This is a genomic window from Geodermatophilus africanus (genome assembly GCF_900107105.1).
In the GTDB taxonomy this organism is placed as follows: domain Bacteria; phylum Actinomycetota; class Actinomycetes; order Mycobacteriales; family Geodermatophilaceae; genus Geodermatophilus; species Geodermatophilus africanus.
In genome coordinates, this window is record NZ_FNOT01000018.1 from 36,656 (window position 1) to 53,313 (window position 16,658).

At 74.8% G+C, this 16,658-nt stretch carries 14 protein-coding genes; 4 read left to right on the plus strand and 10 right to left on the minus strand.

Annotated features, from left to right (window positions below):
* The first annotated feature begins 414 nt into the window (after positions 1-414).
* Positions 415-1,230 carry a tyrosine-type recombinase/integrase gene (locus BLW63_RS22385; RefSeq protein WP_211517235.1) on the plus strand — a complete coding sequence of 272 codons (816 nt, stop codon included), beginning with the start codon at positions 415-417 and terminating at the stop codon, positions 1,228-1,230.
* Here BLW63_RS22385 and BLW63_RS22390 read toward each other — a convergent pair.
* Complete coding sequence (locus BLW63_RS22390; protein ID WP_091161266.1) at positions 1,227-2,030, minus strand: exodeoxyribonuclease III; 804 nt, start codon at positions 2,028-2,030, stop codon at positions 1,227-1,229. The two genes, BLW63_RS22385 and BLW63_RS22390, sit on opposite strands and share 4 nt — an antisense overlap.
* A gap of 218 nt (positions 2,031-2,248) precedes the next feature.
* Here BLW63_RS22390 and BLW63_RS22395 point away from each other — a divergent pair, with 218 nt between their 5' ends.
* Both BLW63_RS22395 and BLW63_RS22400 read left to right on the plus strand, forming a co-directional pair.
* Entirely contained in the window at positions 2,249-3,826 is a 1,578-nt protein-coding gene (locus BLW63_RS22395; protein WP_091161181.1) for an LCP family protein, read from the plus strand.
* Positions 3,827-3,990: 164 nt separating this feature from the next.
* Positions 3,991-4,185, plus strand: coding sequence for a hypothetical protein (locus BLW63_RS22400; RefSeq protein ID WP_091161184.1), 195 nt, complete (start codon positions 3,991-3,993; stop codon positions 4,183-4,185).
* 71 nt (positions 4,186-4,256) lie between these two features.
* Here BLW63_RS22400 and BLW63_RS22405 read toward each other — a convergent pair whose 3' ends face one another.
* Together BLW63_RS22405 and BLW63_RS22410 are read right to left on the minus strand one after the other, a co-directional pair.
* Positions 4,257-5,603 carry a hypothetical protein gene (locus tag BLW63_RS22405; RefSeq protein WP_091161186.1) on the minus strand — a complete coding sequence of 449 codons (1,347 nt, stop codon included), beginning with the start codon at positions 5,601-5,603 and terminating at the stop codon, positions 4,257-4,259.
* Between the two features lies 1 nt (position 5,604).
* Positions 5,605-6,117: a SigE family RNA polymerase sigma factor gene (locus BLW63_RS22410; protein WP_091161189.1), complete on the minus strand. Its 513-nt coding sequence runs from the start codon at positions 6,115-6,117 to the stop codon at positions 5,605-5,607.
* 153 nt (positions 6,118-6,270) lie between these two features.
* Here BLW63_RS22410 and BLW63_RS22415 point away from each other — a divergent pair, with 153 nt between their 5' ends.
* A complete protein-coding gene (locus BLW63_RS22415) occupies positions 6,271-6,471 on the plus strand; it encodes a hypothetical protein (protein WP_091161192.1) in 201 nt (66 codons plus the stop codon).
* Between the two features lie 15 nt (positions 6,472-6,486).
* Here the strand turns inward: BLW63_RS22415 and BLW63_RS27075 are convergent, their stop codons facing one another.
* The 7 genes from BLW63_RS27075 to BLW63_RS27520 all read right to left on the minus strand — a co-directional run bounded on the left by BLW63_RS27075 (position 6,487) and on the right by BLW63_RS27520 (position 16,648).
* Positions 6,487-6,861: a DUF1801 domain-containing protein gene (locus tag BLW63_RS27075; protein WP_170856923.1), complete on the minus strand. Its 375-nt coding sequence runs from the start codon at positions 6,859-6,861 to the stop codon at positions 6,487-6,489.
* A gap of 122 nt (positions 6,862-6,983) precedes the next feature.
* A complete protein-coding gene (locus tag BLW63_RS22425; protein WP_091161197.1) occupies positions 6,984-8,195 on the minus strand; it encodes an acyl-CoA dehydrogenase family protein in 1,212 nt (403 codons plus the stop codon).
* A 62-nt stretch (positions 8,196-8,257) separates the two neighbouring features.
* Positions 8,258-8,545, minus strand: a complete 288-nt coding sequence (locus tag BLW63_RS27080; RefSeq protein WP_091161199.1) for a DUF3040 domain-containing protein — start codon at positions 8,543-8,545, stop codon at positions 8,258-8,260.
* 257 nt (positions 8,546-8,802) lie between these two features.
* Positions 8,803-9,243, minus strand: a complete 441-nt coding sequence (locus tag BLW63_RS22435) for a DUF4383 domain-containing protein (RefSeq protein ID WP_091161202.1) — start codon at positions 9,241-9,243, stop codon at positions 8,803-8,805.
* Between the two features lie 363 nt (positions 9,244-9,606).
* Positions 9,607-11,250, minus strand: coding sequence for a carbamoyltransferase family protein (locus BLW63_RS22440; protein WP_091161204.1), 1,644 nt, complete (start codon positions 11,248-11,250; stop codon positions 9,607-9,609).
* A 123-nt stretch (positions 11,251-11,373) separates the two neighbouring features.
* Complete coding sequence (locus BLW63_RS22445; protein ID WP_091161207.1) at positions 11,374-13,077, minus strand: RecQ family ATP-dependent DNA helicase; 1,704 nt, start codon at positions 13,075-13,077, stop codon at positions 11,374-11,376.
* A gap of 316 nt (positions 13,078-13,393) precedes the next feature.
* Positions 13,394-16,648 (minus strand): DUF222 domain-containing protein, encoded by a 3,255-nt coding sequence (locus BLW63_RS27520; RefSeq protein ID WP_139263717.1) that lies wholly within the window; start codon positions 16,646-16,648, stop codon positions 13,394-13,396.
* Positions 16,649-16,658: the final 10 nt, after the last annotated feature.

Genomic DNA, 16,658 nt, shown 5'->3' on the forward strand with positions numbered 1-16,658 from the left:
GCCCTCACCTCGTCGGATCTCTTCGGCATGCTGCGTGCGATCCGTTCCGTCCCCCGAGCGAAGACGCCGACCGCGAGCCAGGCCGCGTCGGAGACGTTGAGGAGTCAGCCATGGCGAGCGTTGAGAAGCGGGTCCGCAACGGGCGGACGACCTACGAGGCGCGGTGACGGGACGACCAGGGCAGACAGCGTAGGAAGTCCTTCGGCAAGAAGGGCGACGCCGATCGTCACGCGGCCACGGTCGAGGCGGACAAGGCGCGCGGCGCGTACGTCGAACCCTCGAAGACCACCGTCGCTGAGTACGCCCGGAGGTGGGGAGACCCGGCCGCACCGGCCGACCACGGCGCGGCGGACCGAGATGATGATCCGGTTGCACATCGACGGGACGCGTCTCGGTGGCCGGAGGCTCGCAGACGTGCGCCCGTCCGAGGTCCAGGCGTGGGCCACCGACCGGTCGAGGGTGCTGGCCCCCACCACCCTGCAGCAAGCGGTCGGGCTGCTGCGAAGCGTGTACGGGGCCGCGGTCCTCGACAGGCTGGTGGCCTCCTCACCCGTCGTCCGCATCCAACTTCCCCGACACGAGAGGGAGCGGGTCGTGCCGCTGTCGGTCGAGCAGGTCGCGGCCCTGGCCGAGGCCATGCCGGAGCGCTACCGGACCATGGTCCTCACCCAGGCCGGACTCGGGCTCCGGATCGGCGAGTTGCTCGCGCTCCGCGTCCAGGACGTCGAGTTCCTCCGCCGCACCGTGCGCATCGAATCGCACTTCACCCAGGGGTCGAAGGGAGAGCGAAGCGACCCGAAGACGCCCCGGTCGAAACGGACGATCCCGCTGCCTCGGGTGGTCGCCGAAGCGCTGGCCGCTCACCTGGCGGCGTCCCCAGCGGCCGAGGACGGAACGATATTCACCACCCGCAAGGGGGCTCCGCTCGGGCACGTCTACTACGGCCACAACCTGATGGGCCGAGCGGTGAGCGAGGCAGGGCTACCGAAGGGGACGACGAGCCACGACCTGCGGCACCACTACGCCAGCGTCCTGCTGGCGGCCGGCGAGTCGGTCGTGGCGGTGGCCGAGCGGCTGGGGCACGAGGACGCCTCCCTGGTCCTGAGCACCTACGGGCACCTGATGCCGGACTCGGACGACCGGACGCGGAGCGCCATCGACGCGGCGTGGGACGCAGCCAGCGCCTCGTGTGCCCCCGATGTGCCCCAGGACGCCCAGCCGGTCCGCTAGTCCGCCAACTCCACCACCACGGGGGCGTGGTCGCTGGCGCCCTTGCCCTTGCGTTCCTGCCGGTCTATCAGGGCATTTGTCACCCGGCCGGCCAGCGCGGGAGAGCCGAGCACGAAGTCGATCCGCATGCCCTCGCGGCGCGGAAAGCGCAGCTGCGTGTAGTCCCAGTAGGTGTAGACCCCGGGACCGGGGGTGTGCGGCCGGACGACGTCGGCGTACCCGGCGTCGACGATCGCGCGGAACGCGGCGCGCTCGGGCTCGGACACGTGCGTGGAGTGCGCGAAGACCCGCACGTCCCACACGTCGTCGTCCTGCGGCGCGATGTTCCAGTCGCCGACCAGGGCCACCTGCGCGCCGGCGTCCGCGGCCAGCCACCCGCTCGCCGCCGTCCGCAGCGCCTCGAGCCACTCCAGCTTGTAGCGGTAGTGCGGGTCGGTCAGCGTGCGCCCGTTGGGGACGTAGAGGCTCCACACCCGCGCCCCGCCACAGGTGGCGCCCAGCGCGCGGGCCTCGGGCGCGGGGTCGACGCCCTCCTTGGCCGACCAGGACGGCATCCCGGGGAAGCCGACCTCGACGTCCTCGAGGCCGACCCGGGAGAGGACCGCCACCCCGTTCCACTGCGAGTGGCCGACGTGCGCGACCTGGTAGCCGAGCTCGGTGAAGCGCGATTCCGGGAACTGGTCGTCGCGGCACTTCGTCTCCTGCAGTGCCAGGACGTCGACGTCCGAGCGCTGCAGCCAGGCGACCACGCGGTCGGCTCGGGTGCGGATCGAGTTGACGTTCCAGGTGGCGAGGCGCACGCCCACCGACCATACGGAGTGCCCCGCCGGCCGGTTCCGGGCTCCGGGCAGCCCCCCGGAGGTGAGCCAGCTCACCGCCGGGGTACACGGATGGGTGTCCGCGCAGGTGGGTGGAGTTCCGACGGCGCTGCGGCGGCGCTGCGGGTGGGAGCATGGGCGGCAGACGGGCTGCCACGGTCGCCCCCGGTTCGGTCGAGGACGGTCAGCGAGGAGGGCCCGTGAGCGAGCACGAGTGGGACCTGACGCGTCCCATCGGCCCGTCCCGCCCCCTGCCGCCGCCACCCCAGGCACCGCGGCGGCAGCCGCACGAACGCGGCCGCGGTCTCACCGCGGCGCTGGCCCTGACCGTGCTGAACGCCGTCCTCCCCGGAACGGCGTTCCTCGCGGCCGGCCGGCGCCGGCTGGGCGCGCTGGTCCTCGCGCTCTTCCTGCTGCTGGTCGGCGGCGCCGCCTGGCTGGGGCTGGCCACCACGGGGCAGCGCACCGCCGCCCAGGTCGCCGTCGACGCGACCGCGCTGGTGTGGGTGTTCGGCGGGCTCGTCGCGCTGGGCCTGCTGTGGGTCGTCGTCGTCGTCGCGGGCTACCGGGTGCTGCTGCCACCCCGCACCTCCCGCGGTGGGAAGTTCCTGGGCGGCGTCCTCGTGGCCGCCCTGGTGGCCGGGATCGCCTACCCGGTGGTCGCGGCCGGCCAGGTGGCGCTCGCCCAGCGGGGCCTCATCGACGACCTCTTCGCCGACCGGGAGTCGGCCACGGTGACCGAGGCGGCCGACCCGTTCGGCGACCAGGAGCGGATCAACGTGCTGCTGCTGGGCGGCGACGGTGGCGAGGGCCGTGAGGGCGTGCGCACCGACACCGTGATCGTGGCCAGCGTCGACACCGAGACCGGCGACACGACGATGTTCAGCCTGCCGCGCAACCTCCAGGACCTGCCCTTCCCCGAGGACAGCCCGCTGGCCGAGGTCTACCCCGACGGCTTCGAGGGCGCCAACGAGTCCGACAGCCTGCTCAACGCCGTGTACCGCACCGGGCCGGCCTGGTACCCCGACATCCTCGGCCCCACCGACGATCCGGGCGCGGACTTCCTCAAGCTCGGCGTCGGCGAGGCGCTCGGCCTGGACATCCACTACTTCGCGCTGGTCAACCTGGACGGGTTCGCCAGGCTGGTCGACGCCCTGGGCGGGATCACGGTGGACGTCAACTACTACGTGCCGATCAACGGGATCACCGGGGAGGAGCTCCCCGACGACTACATCGAGCCGGGGCCCGATCAGCACATGGACGGCTGGACGGCGCTGCAGTTCGCCCGGGGGCGCTACGGACTCACCGACTACGACCGGATGGCCCGCCAGCGCTGCACGATCGACGCGATCATCGACGCCGCCGACCCGGTGACCCTGCTGGAGCGCTACCAGGAGCTGGCGGCCACCACGCAGGACATCGTGAGCACCGACATCCCGCGGTCGGCCCTCGACGACTTCGTCGACCTGGCGTTCCTGGTCAAGGACGCCGACGTGCGCAGCGTCGTCTTCGACGACACCGTGATCGACCCGGCCTACCCCGACTACGACGAGATCCGCGCGATCGTCGACGAGGCGCTGGCCCCGGCCCCGGCCGACGACGCCGCCGCGGACGGCACGCCGACACCCGCGCCGGCCCCTGAAGCGCCCTCCCCGGAGCCCGACGCGCCCGCAGGCGACCCGGCGACGGTGACCGACGTGGCCGACGCCTGCGCCTACGACCCGGTCCGGGCGGCCGAGGCGCTGGCCGCCGGCGAGCCGCCGAACCAGGCCGACTGAACAGAAGGACCACCCTTCCCCCCACGCCTCGCAGCAGAAGGACCCCGTCCTCCTCACCGCTCGCAAGCTCGCGGCGAGCCTCTGGACGGGGCCAGGGGGACCCTGCAGGGGGCCGTTCCAGCACCTCGCCGGGCGCCGGGACGGGGCCGCCTAGGGTCGGTCGCATGACCTCACCCGCCGGGGACCACCGCGAGCGCCTCGTCGCCCTCCTCGTGGCCGGCGTGGCCGTCGTCCTGCTGGTGTCGTCGCCGACCTGGTTCGCCAGCGACCGGGTCGGCGTGGGGGCCGCCCAGCTGTTCCTGGGCGCGGTCCTCGCGGCGGTGGCGACCTTCCTGTACCGGCGCGCGCAGCGCCGCTGAGCACCGCGCGCGGGTCCGGGCCTCCGCGGCCAGCTGCCGCATCGCGACCACCGACGCCGGCTCGGCCGGTGTCACGGGGCGCGCTCGATCGGCACCTCGGCGACCACGGTGCCGTCCGCGGCGACCAGCCGGGCCGTGGTGGCGTCCGCGGCGAGCGGGCCGGTGCCCGCGCCCTGCTCCAGCGGCAGGGGGCCGAGGACGGCGCCCCGGGCGTCGAGGACCTCCGCCGTGACCGCGGTGGCCGGAGCGCTGACCAGGATCCCGCCCAGGGCCCGGACAGCGACCACGCGGTCGAGCAGCGCCGTCCCCGCGGGTCCGTGGGGCAGCCGGTAGGAGTACCCGGCCATGCCCGTGCCCTCGGCTGTCTCGGCCTCGAGCTGGACGCCGGTCGCCCCGGACGGGAACGTGACGCCGACCAGCCATGCCTGCGGGCTCCACTCGGGGTCGAGCGGGCCGGCGGCGAGCAGCGTCGGGTCGGCCTCGGCCGCCGTCAGCCCGTAGGAGTCCAGCAGGGTCCGGGTCGCCAACCCGAGCCAGGTGGCGTCGAGCCGTCCCGCCAGCCCGCGGGGGTCGGCAGCTCTCGCGGTCGGGAACTCCTCGCCGGCGAGGCGGGTGGTCTGCTCCGGGAAGAGGCTGACCAGCAGGCTCCCGTCGCGGTGCACGCCGATGGCGGTCGCCCACGACACGGGCCCGGCCAGCTCGGTGACGGCGACGCCGTCCTCCATCGGCAGGTCCAGCGTCCGGGTGCTCTCCGAGCCGTCGGCCGCGACGACGGGCGGAGTCGTCCAGGTGGCGCTGTCGCCGGGGCGGGCCACCAGGACGAGCGTGGCCTCGTCGGCGTCCGGACCGGCCGCGTCGAGCAGCGCCAGGCGGCCCTGGTCGGCGGTGGGGCCGGCCGGCGTGGCCGGGCTCATCCCGGCCGGGTCGGCGCCCACGGGCCCGGTGAACCAGACGTGCCACAGGATGCTGCCCTGCCGGCCCAGCACGAGCGCGACCCGTCCGGCGGGGGTGTCGCCGGCGTAGACGACCCGGGGGTCGGTCACGATCGGGACCGGGAGTCCCGCGTCGGGCGGGACGTCGGGGAGCTGCCAGGGCAGCGCGGCGACGGCGTCGAGCCACTGCGCGTCCCCGGCCAGGGACCCGCGCGTCGGGAGCTCGTCCAGCGGCGGCGGCGCGGGGCTGGTGCGCTCGGCCGGCGCCGCCGTCCCGCCGTCGGCCAGCAGCGTCGAGGCCACGACCGGGACGCCGACGAACACCAGGGCCGCGGCCACGCCCGCGGCGGCCACGGCCAGACGCGTGCGGCGCTGGGCGCGCGCCCGGTGCCGCACCCGGTCGGCCAGGTCGCGGGGCGCCGGGCCGACGTCGTCGGCGGTGGCCTGCAGGCCGGAACGGAGACGGGTCTCGAGGTCGGACGGCATGTCAGCACTCCTCGATCAGCGTGGCGGGGGCGGCGTCGCCGAGCAGGACGCGCAGCCGGGCCAGGCCCCGGACGGTCTGGCTCTTCACCGTGTGGACCGAGCAGCCGAGCGCCGCGGCGGTGTCGGCCTCGCTGAGGTCCTCGGCGTAGCGCAGCACCAGGACGGCGCGCATCCGGGGCGGCAGGGTCGCCAGCGCGTCGGCCACCCGCTCGCGCTCGGCGACGTCCTCGGTGGCGTCGGGGCCGGCGAGCTCGACGGCGGGCAGTGCGACGATCTCCTGCGAGCTGCGCAGCCGGCGCCAGCTGGCCGCGCTGGTCACCAGGACGCGGCGCACGTAGGGGTAGGGGTCCTCTCCGTCGATGCGGGACCACCGCCGGTAGACCTTGACCAGGGCCGTCTGCAACAGGTCCTCGGCGTGGCCGCGGTCGCGGGTGAACAGCACCGCGGTGCGCAGCAGCTCGTCGGACCGTGCGGCGACGAACGCCTCGAAGGCCGCCTCGTCTCGCGCTCTCACCCGTACCCCCTCGTCATCACCCCTTGGGACGTCCGGGGTGGGCGTGGAGGAACGCCGTCGGAACCGGATCGTGATGTCGGGCGGTCGCGTTGCGCGGCGCCGTGACCGGCATCACGCTGACCGGACCTGTCAGGAACCAAGTGGAGGTCGGGCGTGAAGCTGGACAAGCAGGAGCTGCTGCGGGTGCTGCACACGGAGGGCGACAACGAGACCGCCGACAAGGTGGCCGCGCAGCTGCCCGACGAGATCGACACCGACCGGGACGGCGAGGCGCTCGACGCGGTCGGGCTGGACCGCACCCAGCTGATGGCCAAGCTCGCTGGCGGCGGTCTCGGCGGGACGATCGCCCCCTGACGTCGTCTCGGCGGCTCATCGGGCGCGGAGCCCGGCGCCCAGCTCGACGGCGTGGTCGAGGAACGGGACGACGACGGCGGGGTCGACCTCGTCCGGCGTCGTGAACTCCAGCGCGCGGACCTGCCGTCCGGTGCCCGTGAGCCGCCCGTCCGGGTCGGGCAGCCGGGCGCCGTGCTCGAACACCAGCTGCACCCGGTCCTCCCGCGGGAACACCGCGCAGACGAAGCCCGCGGCGGGGTCGCGGTAGTTGATCGAGTGCCAGCCGCGGCGGACCTGCTCGGCGAGCTGCGGGTGGGCGTCCAGCAGTACCGCGCGCACCCGTCGGGCGGTGCCGGCCACCGCGTCCGGGTGCTCGCTCAGCAGGTCGTCGACGTCCGGGTTCCTGGGCACGCGCGCAGCGTGGCACCGGGCACCGGGCACCGACAGCCGGGAACGGGTGCGGTCCCCGGCGGCCGGCCCCGTCCAGGGCACCGCCCCGAGCCTGCGAGTGGCGGGGGTAGGAGGGTCCTTCGTCAGCCGCTGTAGGGGCGCTCCCGGGCCAGCTCCTCCTTGGCGACCCCGCGGACGTGCACCGCGTCGGGGCCGTCGACGATCCGCAGGGTGCGGGCGTGCGCCCAGAAACCGGCGAGCGGGGTGTCGTCGCTGACGCCGGCGCCGCCGTGCACCTGGATCGCCCGGTCGATGACGTCGAGCGCCACCTTCGGCGCAGCGACCTTGATCGCGGAGATCTCGGTGCGGGCGCCCTTCGCCCCGTACTTGTCGATGAGGTCCGCCGTCTTGAGCACGTAGAGCCGCGCCTGGTCGATCTCGATCCGCGACAGCGCGATCGCCTCGCGCACCGTGCCCTGGTCGGCCAGCGGCCGGCCGAAGGCGACGCGGGCCTTCGTGCGCTCCACCATCAGGGCCAGCGCCCGCTCGGCCATGCCGATGGCACGCATGCAGTGGTGGATCCGGCCGGGGCCGAGCCGGGCCTGGGCGATCATGAATCCGTCACCCTCGCCGGCCAGGATGTTCGAGGCCGGCACCCGGACGTCGGTGAACCGCAGCTCCGAGTGGCCGTGCTGGTCCTGGTACCCGAAGACGGGCAGGTGCCGGACGATCTCGAAGCCGGGGGTGTCCCGGGGGACGAGCACCATCGACTGCTGGCGGTGCGGCGGCCCGTCCGGGTCGGTCTTCCCCATGACGATGAAGATCTGACAGCGCTCGTCGGCCGTGCCGGTGATCCACCACTTGCGGCCGTTGACCACGTAGTCGTCGCCGTCGCGGACGATTGAGGTCTGCACGTTGCGGGCGTCGGACGACGCGACGTCGGGCTCGGTCATCGCGAACCCGGACCGGATTTCGCCCTCCAGCAGCGGGTCGAGCCACCGCTGCTTCTGCTCGGGTGTCCCGAACAGCATGAGGGTCTCCATGTTGCCGGTGTCCGGCGCTCCGCAGTTGGTGACCTCGGGGGCGATGACCGGCGACCAGCCCATGACCTCGGCGACGGAGGCGTACTCCAGGTTGGTCAGCCCGCCGAGCTCGTGGTGGAAGAGGTTCCACAGGCCGCGCTTGCGGGCCTCGACCTTCAGCTCCTCGAGCACCGGGGGGTGCTCGTGGTTGTCGTGACCGCGTTCGGCACGCCACGCGTCGTAGACGGGCTCGGCGGGGAAGACCTGCTCACGCATGAAGTCCCACATCCGGCCGCAGACGTCCTCGGCGCGTGCGGAGAGGGCGAAGTCCATGACCGCAAGGTAGAGGGCGGCGTGACCGGCGTCTCGTCAGGGGTCCGCGGTACGTCAGGGGTTCAGTACGGCAGGTCGTCGTCCGGCCCGGGCTCCGGGGTGGGCAGCCAGCAGCTGAAGGCGAAGGGGCAGCCGATCAGCACCAGCACGGCCATCACGCCGAAGGCCGCCGGCCCCAGCAGCAGCGGTGCGGTGACCATCACCGCCGCCGCCAGCAGGATCATCCAGAGCGCACCGCGGCCGGGCGGCGGGGTCCGGGTGCCGGGGCCCGCGGTGAGGCGGGCGGCCAGCTCGGGGTCGTCGCGGGCGAGGTCCTCGCCCAGGGCGCGCAGCACGGCGTCGTCGTCCACGGCACGGGCCTCCGGTTCCGGCACGTGCGGCGCCCCGGGCTCAGGCGCGGCGGGGGCGTGGTCCCCCGTGTCGCGTCCCTGCCGATCCAGCCTCCGCCGCGGGCGGCCGGACCGCCAGCCCCCCGTGCGCGCCGTCCCCCGGACACGCCGGAGGCCGGACCCCGTACGGGGCCCGGCCTCCGGCGACGTGCTGGAACGGCCCCGCTGCAGGGCCCCGCGCCGAGCCTGCGAGGCGTGGGGGGCAGCGGGGTCCTTCTTCAGACGCGCGAGGTGCGGTCGACGGCGGTGCGCACCGGGCCCAGCGCGATGACCAGGCCCACGACCGCGGTGGCCAGGTGCAGGACGTTGTCCGCGGCGTTGAGGCTGAGGAAGTCCCAGGTCTGGCCGATGGCGACCAGCCCGTAGACGAACGCCGCGCCGTAGCCGACGGCCAGCAACCAGCCGTAGGTGCGGGCACCGGCCAGCGTGCGCGCCAGCAGCAGGCCCGCCACGCCGATCAGGAGGTGGACGACGTTGTGCATGCCGTTGATCTCGAAGCCCAGCAGGGTCTGGTTCGTGTCGTGGGCGAAGAAGTTGCCGAAGCCCGTGACGAGGAAGCCGAGGATCCCCACCAGCAGGTAGACCGCGCCGAACGCGAGCGCGAGCAGCTGCGGCCAGGTCCGTGCTCCGCCGTTCGTGTTGCCCGCCGTAGCGGCCATCGTTGCCTCCAGAGTGCAGTCGATCCGCCATGGTCCGACGGTTGGGTTGTGCGCTACCCATCCACTGCCGTTCCGGAACGGTTGTCACCCGTCCGGGTGTGCGGGCGGCGCACCGGCGGGGTGGCCCGCCGTCGGGTCGCCGCGGCGATCCGCACCAGTCGTTCGTCGGACGCCGCCCGGGCGGTTCGTCCCCCCGGGAGCCCCGCCGCGCCGTGTCCCCCGGACGCGTCACCTCCCGCGTCCTCACGACCGGCGACGGCACGACTACGGTCGGGTGGTCCCGTGGTCGGATCACGGGAGGAGGCCGGTCCCCGCCCCGTGCGCCACGGGGGACCACGGCGTCGGGACCGGCCTCCCTCCCGGTCAGCGCCGGGTGGGGCGGGGCCGGCGGACGACGAAGGGGCCGATCGCCAGCAGGTCGACCGGGGCCGAGCCGAAGCACTCCAGCGCGTCGCGGGGGTCGTCGACCATCGGGCGGCCGGCGGTGTTGAGGCTGGTGTTGACCACGACGGGCAGGCCGGTGCGCCGCTCGAACGCCGCGATCATGCGGTGCACCAGCGGCTCGGTCTCGCGGTCGATCGTCTGGATGCGCGCCGTCCCGTCGACGTGGGTGACCGTGGGGATGCGGTCGCGCCACTCCTCGGCCACGTCGTGCACGAAGAGCATGTACGGCGAGGGGATCGGGCCGCGGCTGAATATCTCCGGTGCCCGTTCCAGCAGGACCATCGGCGCCACCGGCCGGAACTGCTCGCGGCCCTTCACGTCGTTCATCCGCTCGAGGTTGGCCTCGAAGCCGGGGTGGGCCAGCAGCGAGCGGTGGCCCAGCGCCCGGGGGCCGAACTCCGACCGGCCCTGGAACCAGGCGACGATGCCGTTGTCGGCCAGCACCTCGGCGACCGCCTCGGCGACGTCGTCCGGCCGCTCGTAGTCGATCGCGGCCGTCTGCAGCCACCGCTCGATCTCGTCGTCGGTCCAGCTCCGGCCGAGCGCGGCGCCGGGCATGGACTCGGTGCGCTCGCCGAGCTGGGTGGCCACGTGCAGGGCCGCGCCCAGCGCCGTCCCGGCGTCGCCGGCGGCCGGCTGCACCCAGACCTCCTCGAACGGGCTCTCGGCGAGGATGCGGGTGTTGGCCACGCAGTTGAGGGCGGTGCCACCGGCCAGGGTGAGGGTCCGCTCGCCGGTCTGCTCGTGCACCCACCGGGCCAGGTCGACGAGCACCTCCTCCAGCCGCTGCTGCACGCTGGCGGCGAGGTCGGCGTGCGCCTCGGTCCAGTCGTCGCCCTTGCCGAGGCGGGGGGCGAACTCGGTGAAGTCGATCCTCTCGGTGACGAAGCCGCCGTCGCCGGTGACCCGGATGAGCTCCGACAGCTCGCCCATGAACCGCGGCTTGCCGTAGGAGGCCATCGCCATGACCTTGAACTCGTCGGAGCTGCGCAGGAAGCCGAGGTGGTCGGTGAGCTCCTCGTACATCAGGCCCAGCGAGTGCGGCAGCGCCTGCCCGGCCAGGACCTCCAGCTGCCCGTCGGTGTAGCGGCCGGCGAGGTGGCTGTGCGCCTCACCGCGGCCGTCGAGCACCAGCACCGCGTTGTCCCGCTGCGGCGCGGCCAGCCCCGCGGAGGCCGCGTGCGCCACGTGGTGCTTGACGAACCGCACCTTCGCCGGGTCGAGGCCGGGGAGGGCGTGGGCGAGGAAGTCCGGCGCCTTCTCGGCGTACGTCTTGCGCATGACGTCGCCGTCGTCGAACAGGCCCGACTCCTCCGGCGTCCCCATCAGCGCGGGGTCGAAGGAGTAGGCGACGGCGTCGAGCTCCTCGGGGCGGACGCCGGCGTGCCTGAGACACCAGGCCGCGGACAGCTCGGGCAGCTCCCAGGCGCTCCACGGCAGCGGGCGCTTGCCGTGCTTGCGCCGGCTGAACCGCTCCTCCTCGGCCGCGGCCACGACCCGGCCGTCGACGACCAGGGCCGCCGACGGGTCGTGGTAGATCGCGTTGATGCCCAGGACCTTCACCCGTGTACTCCTCCCGCCGCCGGGCACGAGGACGCCCGGTCTCTGTGGTGATCATCGAGCCGTCGGCAGCACTTCGCAGGACGAGGGCGTTCCGCCGTCCCCCGTCCGGAGCCGCCCGGCGGGTCAGGAGCGGCGCTCGAGCAGGTCGTTGTCCAGGACGGCGGCGAGGGCCAGCGTCTTGTAGCCGACCTCCTCGAACAGGACGACGAGCCGGTCGTCCTCGACCCGCATGACCACGCCGGGGCCCCACTCGGCGTGCTGCACCGGCGTCTGCGCGGGGAACGGTGACTCGTCGCCGTCGGGCTGCTCCTGGGAGAGGCCGGCGTCGCAGTTGTCGCAGTTGCCGCACGGCTGTTCGAGCTGCTCGCCGAAGTAACCGAGCAGGAACTGGCGCCGGCACTCGGTCGTCTCGGCGTAGCCGCGCATCATCTCGACGCGGCTCTGGTCGACCCGCTCGTGGTGTTGGGCGAGCTCGCGCGCGGCGGCCGCGGCCTCCCCGGGCGCGGGTGCGTCCTCGGCCGGGTGCGCGGCGCCCTCCTCGTCGAGGACGACGGCCGACACCTGCTCGAGCAGGTTGAGGTCGCGGGCCAGGGGAGTGGCGGCGCGGCCGGTCTCCTCGCGCAGCTGCCTGACGTCGACGCCCTCGTCGATGCCGGCGGCCTCGGCCGCGCCCACCAGCCCGGCGACCTGCTGCAGCTCCTCCTCGGCCGGGACGCCGGCGGCGAAGAACCTGCGCAGCCCCAGGTCCTCCTGGCGGTACACCAGCAGCGCCAGCGCGGGCTGCCCGTCGCGGCCGGCCCGGCCGATCTCCTGGTAGTAGCTGTCCACGGAGTCGGCCGGCTCGGCGTGGACGACGAAGCGGGCGTCGGGCTTGTCGATGCCCATGCCGAACGCCGTCGTGGCGACGACGACGTCGAGCTCGTCGTCCATGAAGGCGCGCTGGGTGTCCTCCCGCTCGGACTTCTTCAGCCCCGCGTGGTACGGCCGCACCCGCAGCCCGCGCTCGGTCAGGTCGGCGGCGATCGACTCGGTGCCCTTGCGGGTGGCGCTGTAGACGATGCCCGGGGTGCGTCCGTCGCCGACGAGCTCGGTGACCCGGTCGAGCACGGCCTGGTCCTTTCCGTGCGCGTCGGCGTGCTGCTCGACCTCGAGCCGGATCTCCGGCCGGTCGAACCCGGCGACGACCACCCGGGCGTCGCGCATGCCCAGCCGCTCCACGATCTCGGCGCGCACCGGGGGCGCGGCGGTGGCGGTCAGGGCGAGCACGGTGGGGTGGCCGAGCTGCTCGATCACCCCACCCAGCCGCAGGTAGTCGGGGCGGAAGTCGTGGCCCCACGCGGAGACGCAGTGCGCCTCGTCGACGACGAACAGCGCCGGGTGGGCCTTCGCGACGGCCTCCACCACCTCGGGCTTGGTCAGCTGCTCGGGGGCGAGGAACAGGTGGCGGACCGTTCCGTCCGCCAGGCCCTCGAGGGCCGCGCGCTGGTCACCGGTGGAGAGGGCGGAGTTGAGCTGGGCGGCCCGGCCCTCGAGCCCGTCGAGCTCGTCGAGCCGGCCGACCTGGTCGCGCTGCAGAGCGATGAGCGGGGAGACGACGAGGACCGGACCGTCGACCAGCTGCCCGGCGACCTGGTAGACGGCGGACTTGCCGGCGCCCGAGGGCAGCACCGCGAGGGTGTCGCACCCGGAGACGACCGACTGCATCGCCTCCTCCTGGCCGGGCCGGAACTCCTCGTAGCCCAGCAGCTCGCAGGCGGTCTGGCGGATGCGGCGGGTGCGGACGGAGAGGGACGCCCCGGCGGGGTCGGCCTGCTTCTTGCGGGGCACCGGCCTCCGCTGCCCGAGGTCCGGTGCAGGCAAACGGAACGCCGGTGGTACGCCGGGTGAGGAGTGCCGTGGGGACAGGCCACCGGCCGCCCGCCGTGTTCCGTCGGCGTGTGCAGGTGCAGGCTGAGGCTGCGAGACCGCCCCTGCTCCACGACCTCCGCCAGGCCGTTCCCGCTGAGGCCGCACTGCCCCGCTGCCTTGGGGCCCCGCTGGAACGCTCCCGGACGACTCCGCAGGACCACTCCTGGACGTCTCCGCGGGTTCGCTCCTGGACGTCTCCGCGGGAACGGGACGCGCCGTGCCGCGGGTCAGCCGCTCATGTCGACCCGGCCTCCGCGGCGAGGCGGCGGATGAGGTCACGATGGCTCATCAGGACCCCGACGGCGTAGCGCAGGTCCATCCGCTCGCCGTTGACGTGCACCGCGTCGGGTAGTGGCGGCTCGCCCGTCGGGAAGAGGGTCCTGTTCATCGCCGCGACCGTCTGCTCGACGCCGGGTGCTCGTCGGACCCGGCGGCGATCCCTCGGCCAGCGGGAACGGGGCGGGCCCGCGGGCGCCGGCCGTGCCGCACCGCCGCCCGGCCGGGTCCAGGACCGGCGTCCTCTCCCGCCTGCTGTCGTGCGTCGCCGCTGCCGGGCCGGGTGTCGCCCGGGATCGAGGACCGCGTCGAGCGGGAGCGCAGGACGGCGGCCGGTCTCGACGTCGATCGGGTGCACGCCCGTGAGGGGATCGGCGGTGGTGGGCTTGGCCCCGGCCGAACGCTCGTGCACATCGGTGACATTCGGCGCCGGGCGGTCGCCGAGTCCGGCCAGGCCGGCGTGGAAGGCGGCGTCGGCGGTGCCCCACACGTGCCGGCCGTCGGGTGCGGTGACGACCAGCCGCCCGTCGACGCGGGCCACGACCAGGTCGAGGTCGTGGACCAGGCCGTGGTCGGCGTCACAGAGCAGCACGAGGTTGTCCAGGTCGGTGCGGCCGCCGAACAGCCAGTGGCGCAGGTGGTGGGCGTGCAGCCGCTCGATGCGCGTCTCCGGGCAACCGGGCCGGGCGCAGCCGCCGTCGCGGCCCAGCAGTGCCCGGCGTTGGGCCTTGCTGGCGCGCCGCCGCCTCCGGCCGAGCGCGAGGGGCTCGCGGCCGCGTTCGAGCATGGTGACGACGGTGGCGTCGCAGACGATCCGTCGCGCCTGGGCCGCGGTGAGCGCAGGACCGCCCTGGACGTGGGCGCGTCCGGCGGCAGTGTCGTCGGCGAGCTCGGTGGCGTCGATGTGCACCACGACCTCGCGGCCGGGCGGGTCCCCGGGGCGGCGGTCCCGATCGACCCCCGCCCGGGCCAGCGAGGCGAGTGCCGCCAGCCGGCGGGCGGTGGCGCGCTGGCGGGCCAGCCCGGCCACCTCGTCGTCGTCCGCGCAGCGGCGGTCGAGCTCCTGCTGCTCCCTCCAGTCGAGCCCGGGCGGGTGAGCGGCAGTGCGGGCGCGGGCGTTCTGCGCTCGCTCGCGCCGAGCCTGGCGCTCGGCCTCGGACTCGACCGCGATGATCAGGTCCGTCCCCTGCTCGGGCCGCATCCGCAGCCTCGCGTTGAGCATCCCGTCCTCGTCCCACCAGTACTCGAAGCGCTCCTGCGGTTCCGGGCGGTCGGGCGGGTCGTCGGCGTCGTCGGCATCGGCGCGCCGCCAGGAGCGGACGAACCTTTCCAGCTGGGCGGCGGTCGTCTCGGTGGCGAGGTCGAGCAGCGTCTCCTCGGTGTCGGGCTCGGCGATGCGGGTGAGGGCCCGGACCTTGGAGTACGACAGCCGTCCGTCGGCGAACGCCGCCTCGGTGAGCGGCAGAGTTCGTAGGGCGCGGGCCACCCGGACATGCTCGCGGGCCGCGCCGGGTGCGAGGCCGCACTGCCACGACAGCCACTGGGCGCACGACCGGATGCCCCAGCCGTGCCAGCCGTCGCGCTCGTCGAACTCGGCGACGAGTCGCAGCCACGTGGCGGTCGCTGCGGCCAGCCGGACAGCCGGCGGTGATCGCCCGGGCCAGGTCGGGCAGCGGGCTGCCGGATGGGTGGGGTGTGCTGCGCTGCTCGGGCACGGCGCCTCCTTCTCGATCAGGTGTTCGGAGGGTAGAGCGTGCCAAGGACAGAAACGGCTGGTCAGGGGGCTGACGTGGGCGCACTGGAGTGGGCGGACCGGGGGATCCTGAGGTGGTCCGGTGGTGGGTCGGGAGCGCGGTACGCGGACGTTCTCGCGGGAACGTCCGGGGTGGACGTCGGCACGTGGTGGCGGCGCCGGAGCCCTCTGGCGGACGCGGCCCTTCCCGGAGGTAGCGGGGCGTCGGTGTCCACGTGGAACCGGGTTCCACCGGGAACGCCGCGGCGTGGCGTTCCGAGAGGGCGAGAGGGGCCACTCGTGCGGAGGCGTGAGGACGGTGCTGCTTGAGCGGGGGCGCTCCCGCGGAGACGTACAGCGAGGCAGCACCTGTGGCGGGAGGTCTCCGCGGGAACGCCGAGCCTCAGCGCAGGGACGAGTGGCGCGACCCGACGTCCGCGGAGTCGGCGGCCGCGCGCCCGGCCACCAGCCCCCGGCGTCCATCGACGAGCGGCTGCGGGTGCTGCGCACCCGCGGGAACAACTCGGTGAACGCGTCGTCGACCGCTTCCTGCCGGGACCGCAGCGCGGGCAGCAGGTCGACGCCCTGGTCCGCGGCGGCCTCGCTCGTGGCCCGCTCGCGGGCGCTGGTCAGCCGCTCGCCGACCCGCCCCGCGTAGCCCACCAGGAACGCGCGGCGGAACGAGCGCGAGACCGACCGCCGTCCCGCCGTCCGTTCGGCCGCCGCCAGCGCCTGCCCGGCCTGGAGCAGCAGCGAGGTGAACAGCAGCTCGACCGCGTCGAGGTCGGCGGCGACCCCGACCAGGTTGACGATGCCCAGCCCCGGGTACCAGACCAGCCGGGTCATCAGCTCCTGCGCCTTCGCGGTCAGCGCCTCCGCCTCCTCGGCGTACTCGGTCGACTCGGCCTTGGCCAGCAGCGCGCGGACCCGCCGGAGCACCCGCGCGTCGTCCGGCCCGGGGGCCACCGCCGGACGCCGTGCCCGCGCACCCCACCGGGACGGCGGCGGCACCAGCTGGTCGAGCCGCGCCAGGCCGGTCAGCGCTCCGGCCAGCAGCAGGACCGCGCGCCAGGCCTCCTCGGCCGGGCGGCCCTCCGCGCGGTGCCAGGCGGCCACGACCGCGGGCTCCCCGGCTCTCAGAGCGCCCAGCTCGCGCAGCTGGTCGACCCACACAGCGGGCGCACGCGAGGCGGCGTCGGTGGCCCGCGCGTCCTCGGCGACCAGCGCCACCACCAGCCGGGCCGAGCGGGCGGGGCAGCGCCGGCGCACCGCGTGGACGACGTCGGCCGGCTGCCAGCCCCGCTCCCAGGCCGCGCCGAGGGCCGACAGCAGCGCCCGCGTGACGCCGCCGGAGCCGTCCACCGCCGGGTCGCCCGAGGCCAGCACGGCGGCCATCCCCTCCGCCCGGTCGCCGTCGGGGTGCCAGTCGCCCCGGAGCAGCAGCTCCCGGAGCCAGGGGTCGTCCGCGGTCGTGGTCGCCATGCCCGGGATG

Coding starts and splice junctions, on each gene's coding strand:
- BLW63_RS22400 (WP_091161184.1), top strand. CDS start 3,991: ATGACCTCACCCGCCGGGGACCACCGCGAGCGCCTCGTCGCCCTCCTC.
- BLW63_RS22405 (WP_091161186.1), bottom strand. CDS start 5,603: ATGCCGTCCGACCTCGAGACCCGTCTCCGTTCCGGCCTGCAGGCCACC.
- BLW63_RS22425 (WP_091161197.1), bottom strand. CDS start 8,195: ATGGACTTCGCCCTCTCCGCACGCGCCGAGGACGTCTGCGGCCGGATG.
- BLW63_RS22435 (WP_091161202.1), bottom strand. CDS start 9,243: ATGGCCGCTACGGCGGGCAACACGAACGGCGGAGCACGGACCTGGCCG.
- BLW63_RS27520 (WP_139263717.1), bottom strand. CDS start 16,648: ATGGCGACCACGACCGCGGACGACCCCTGGCTCCGGGAGCTGCTGCTC.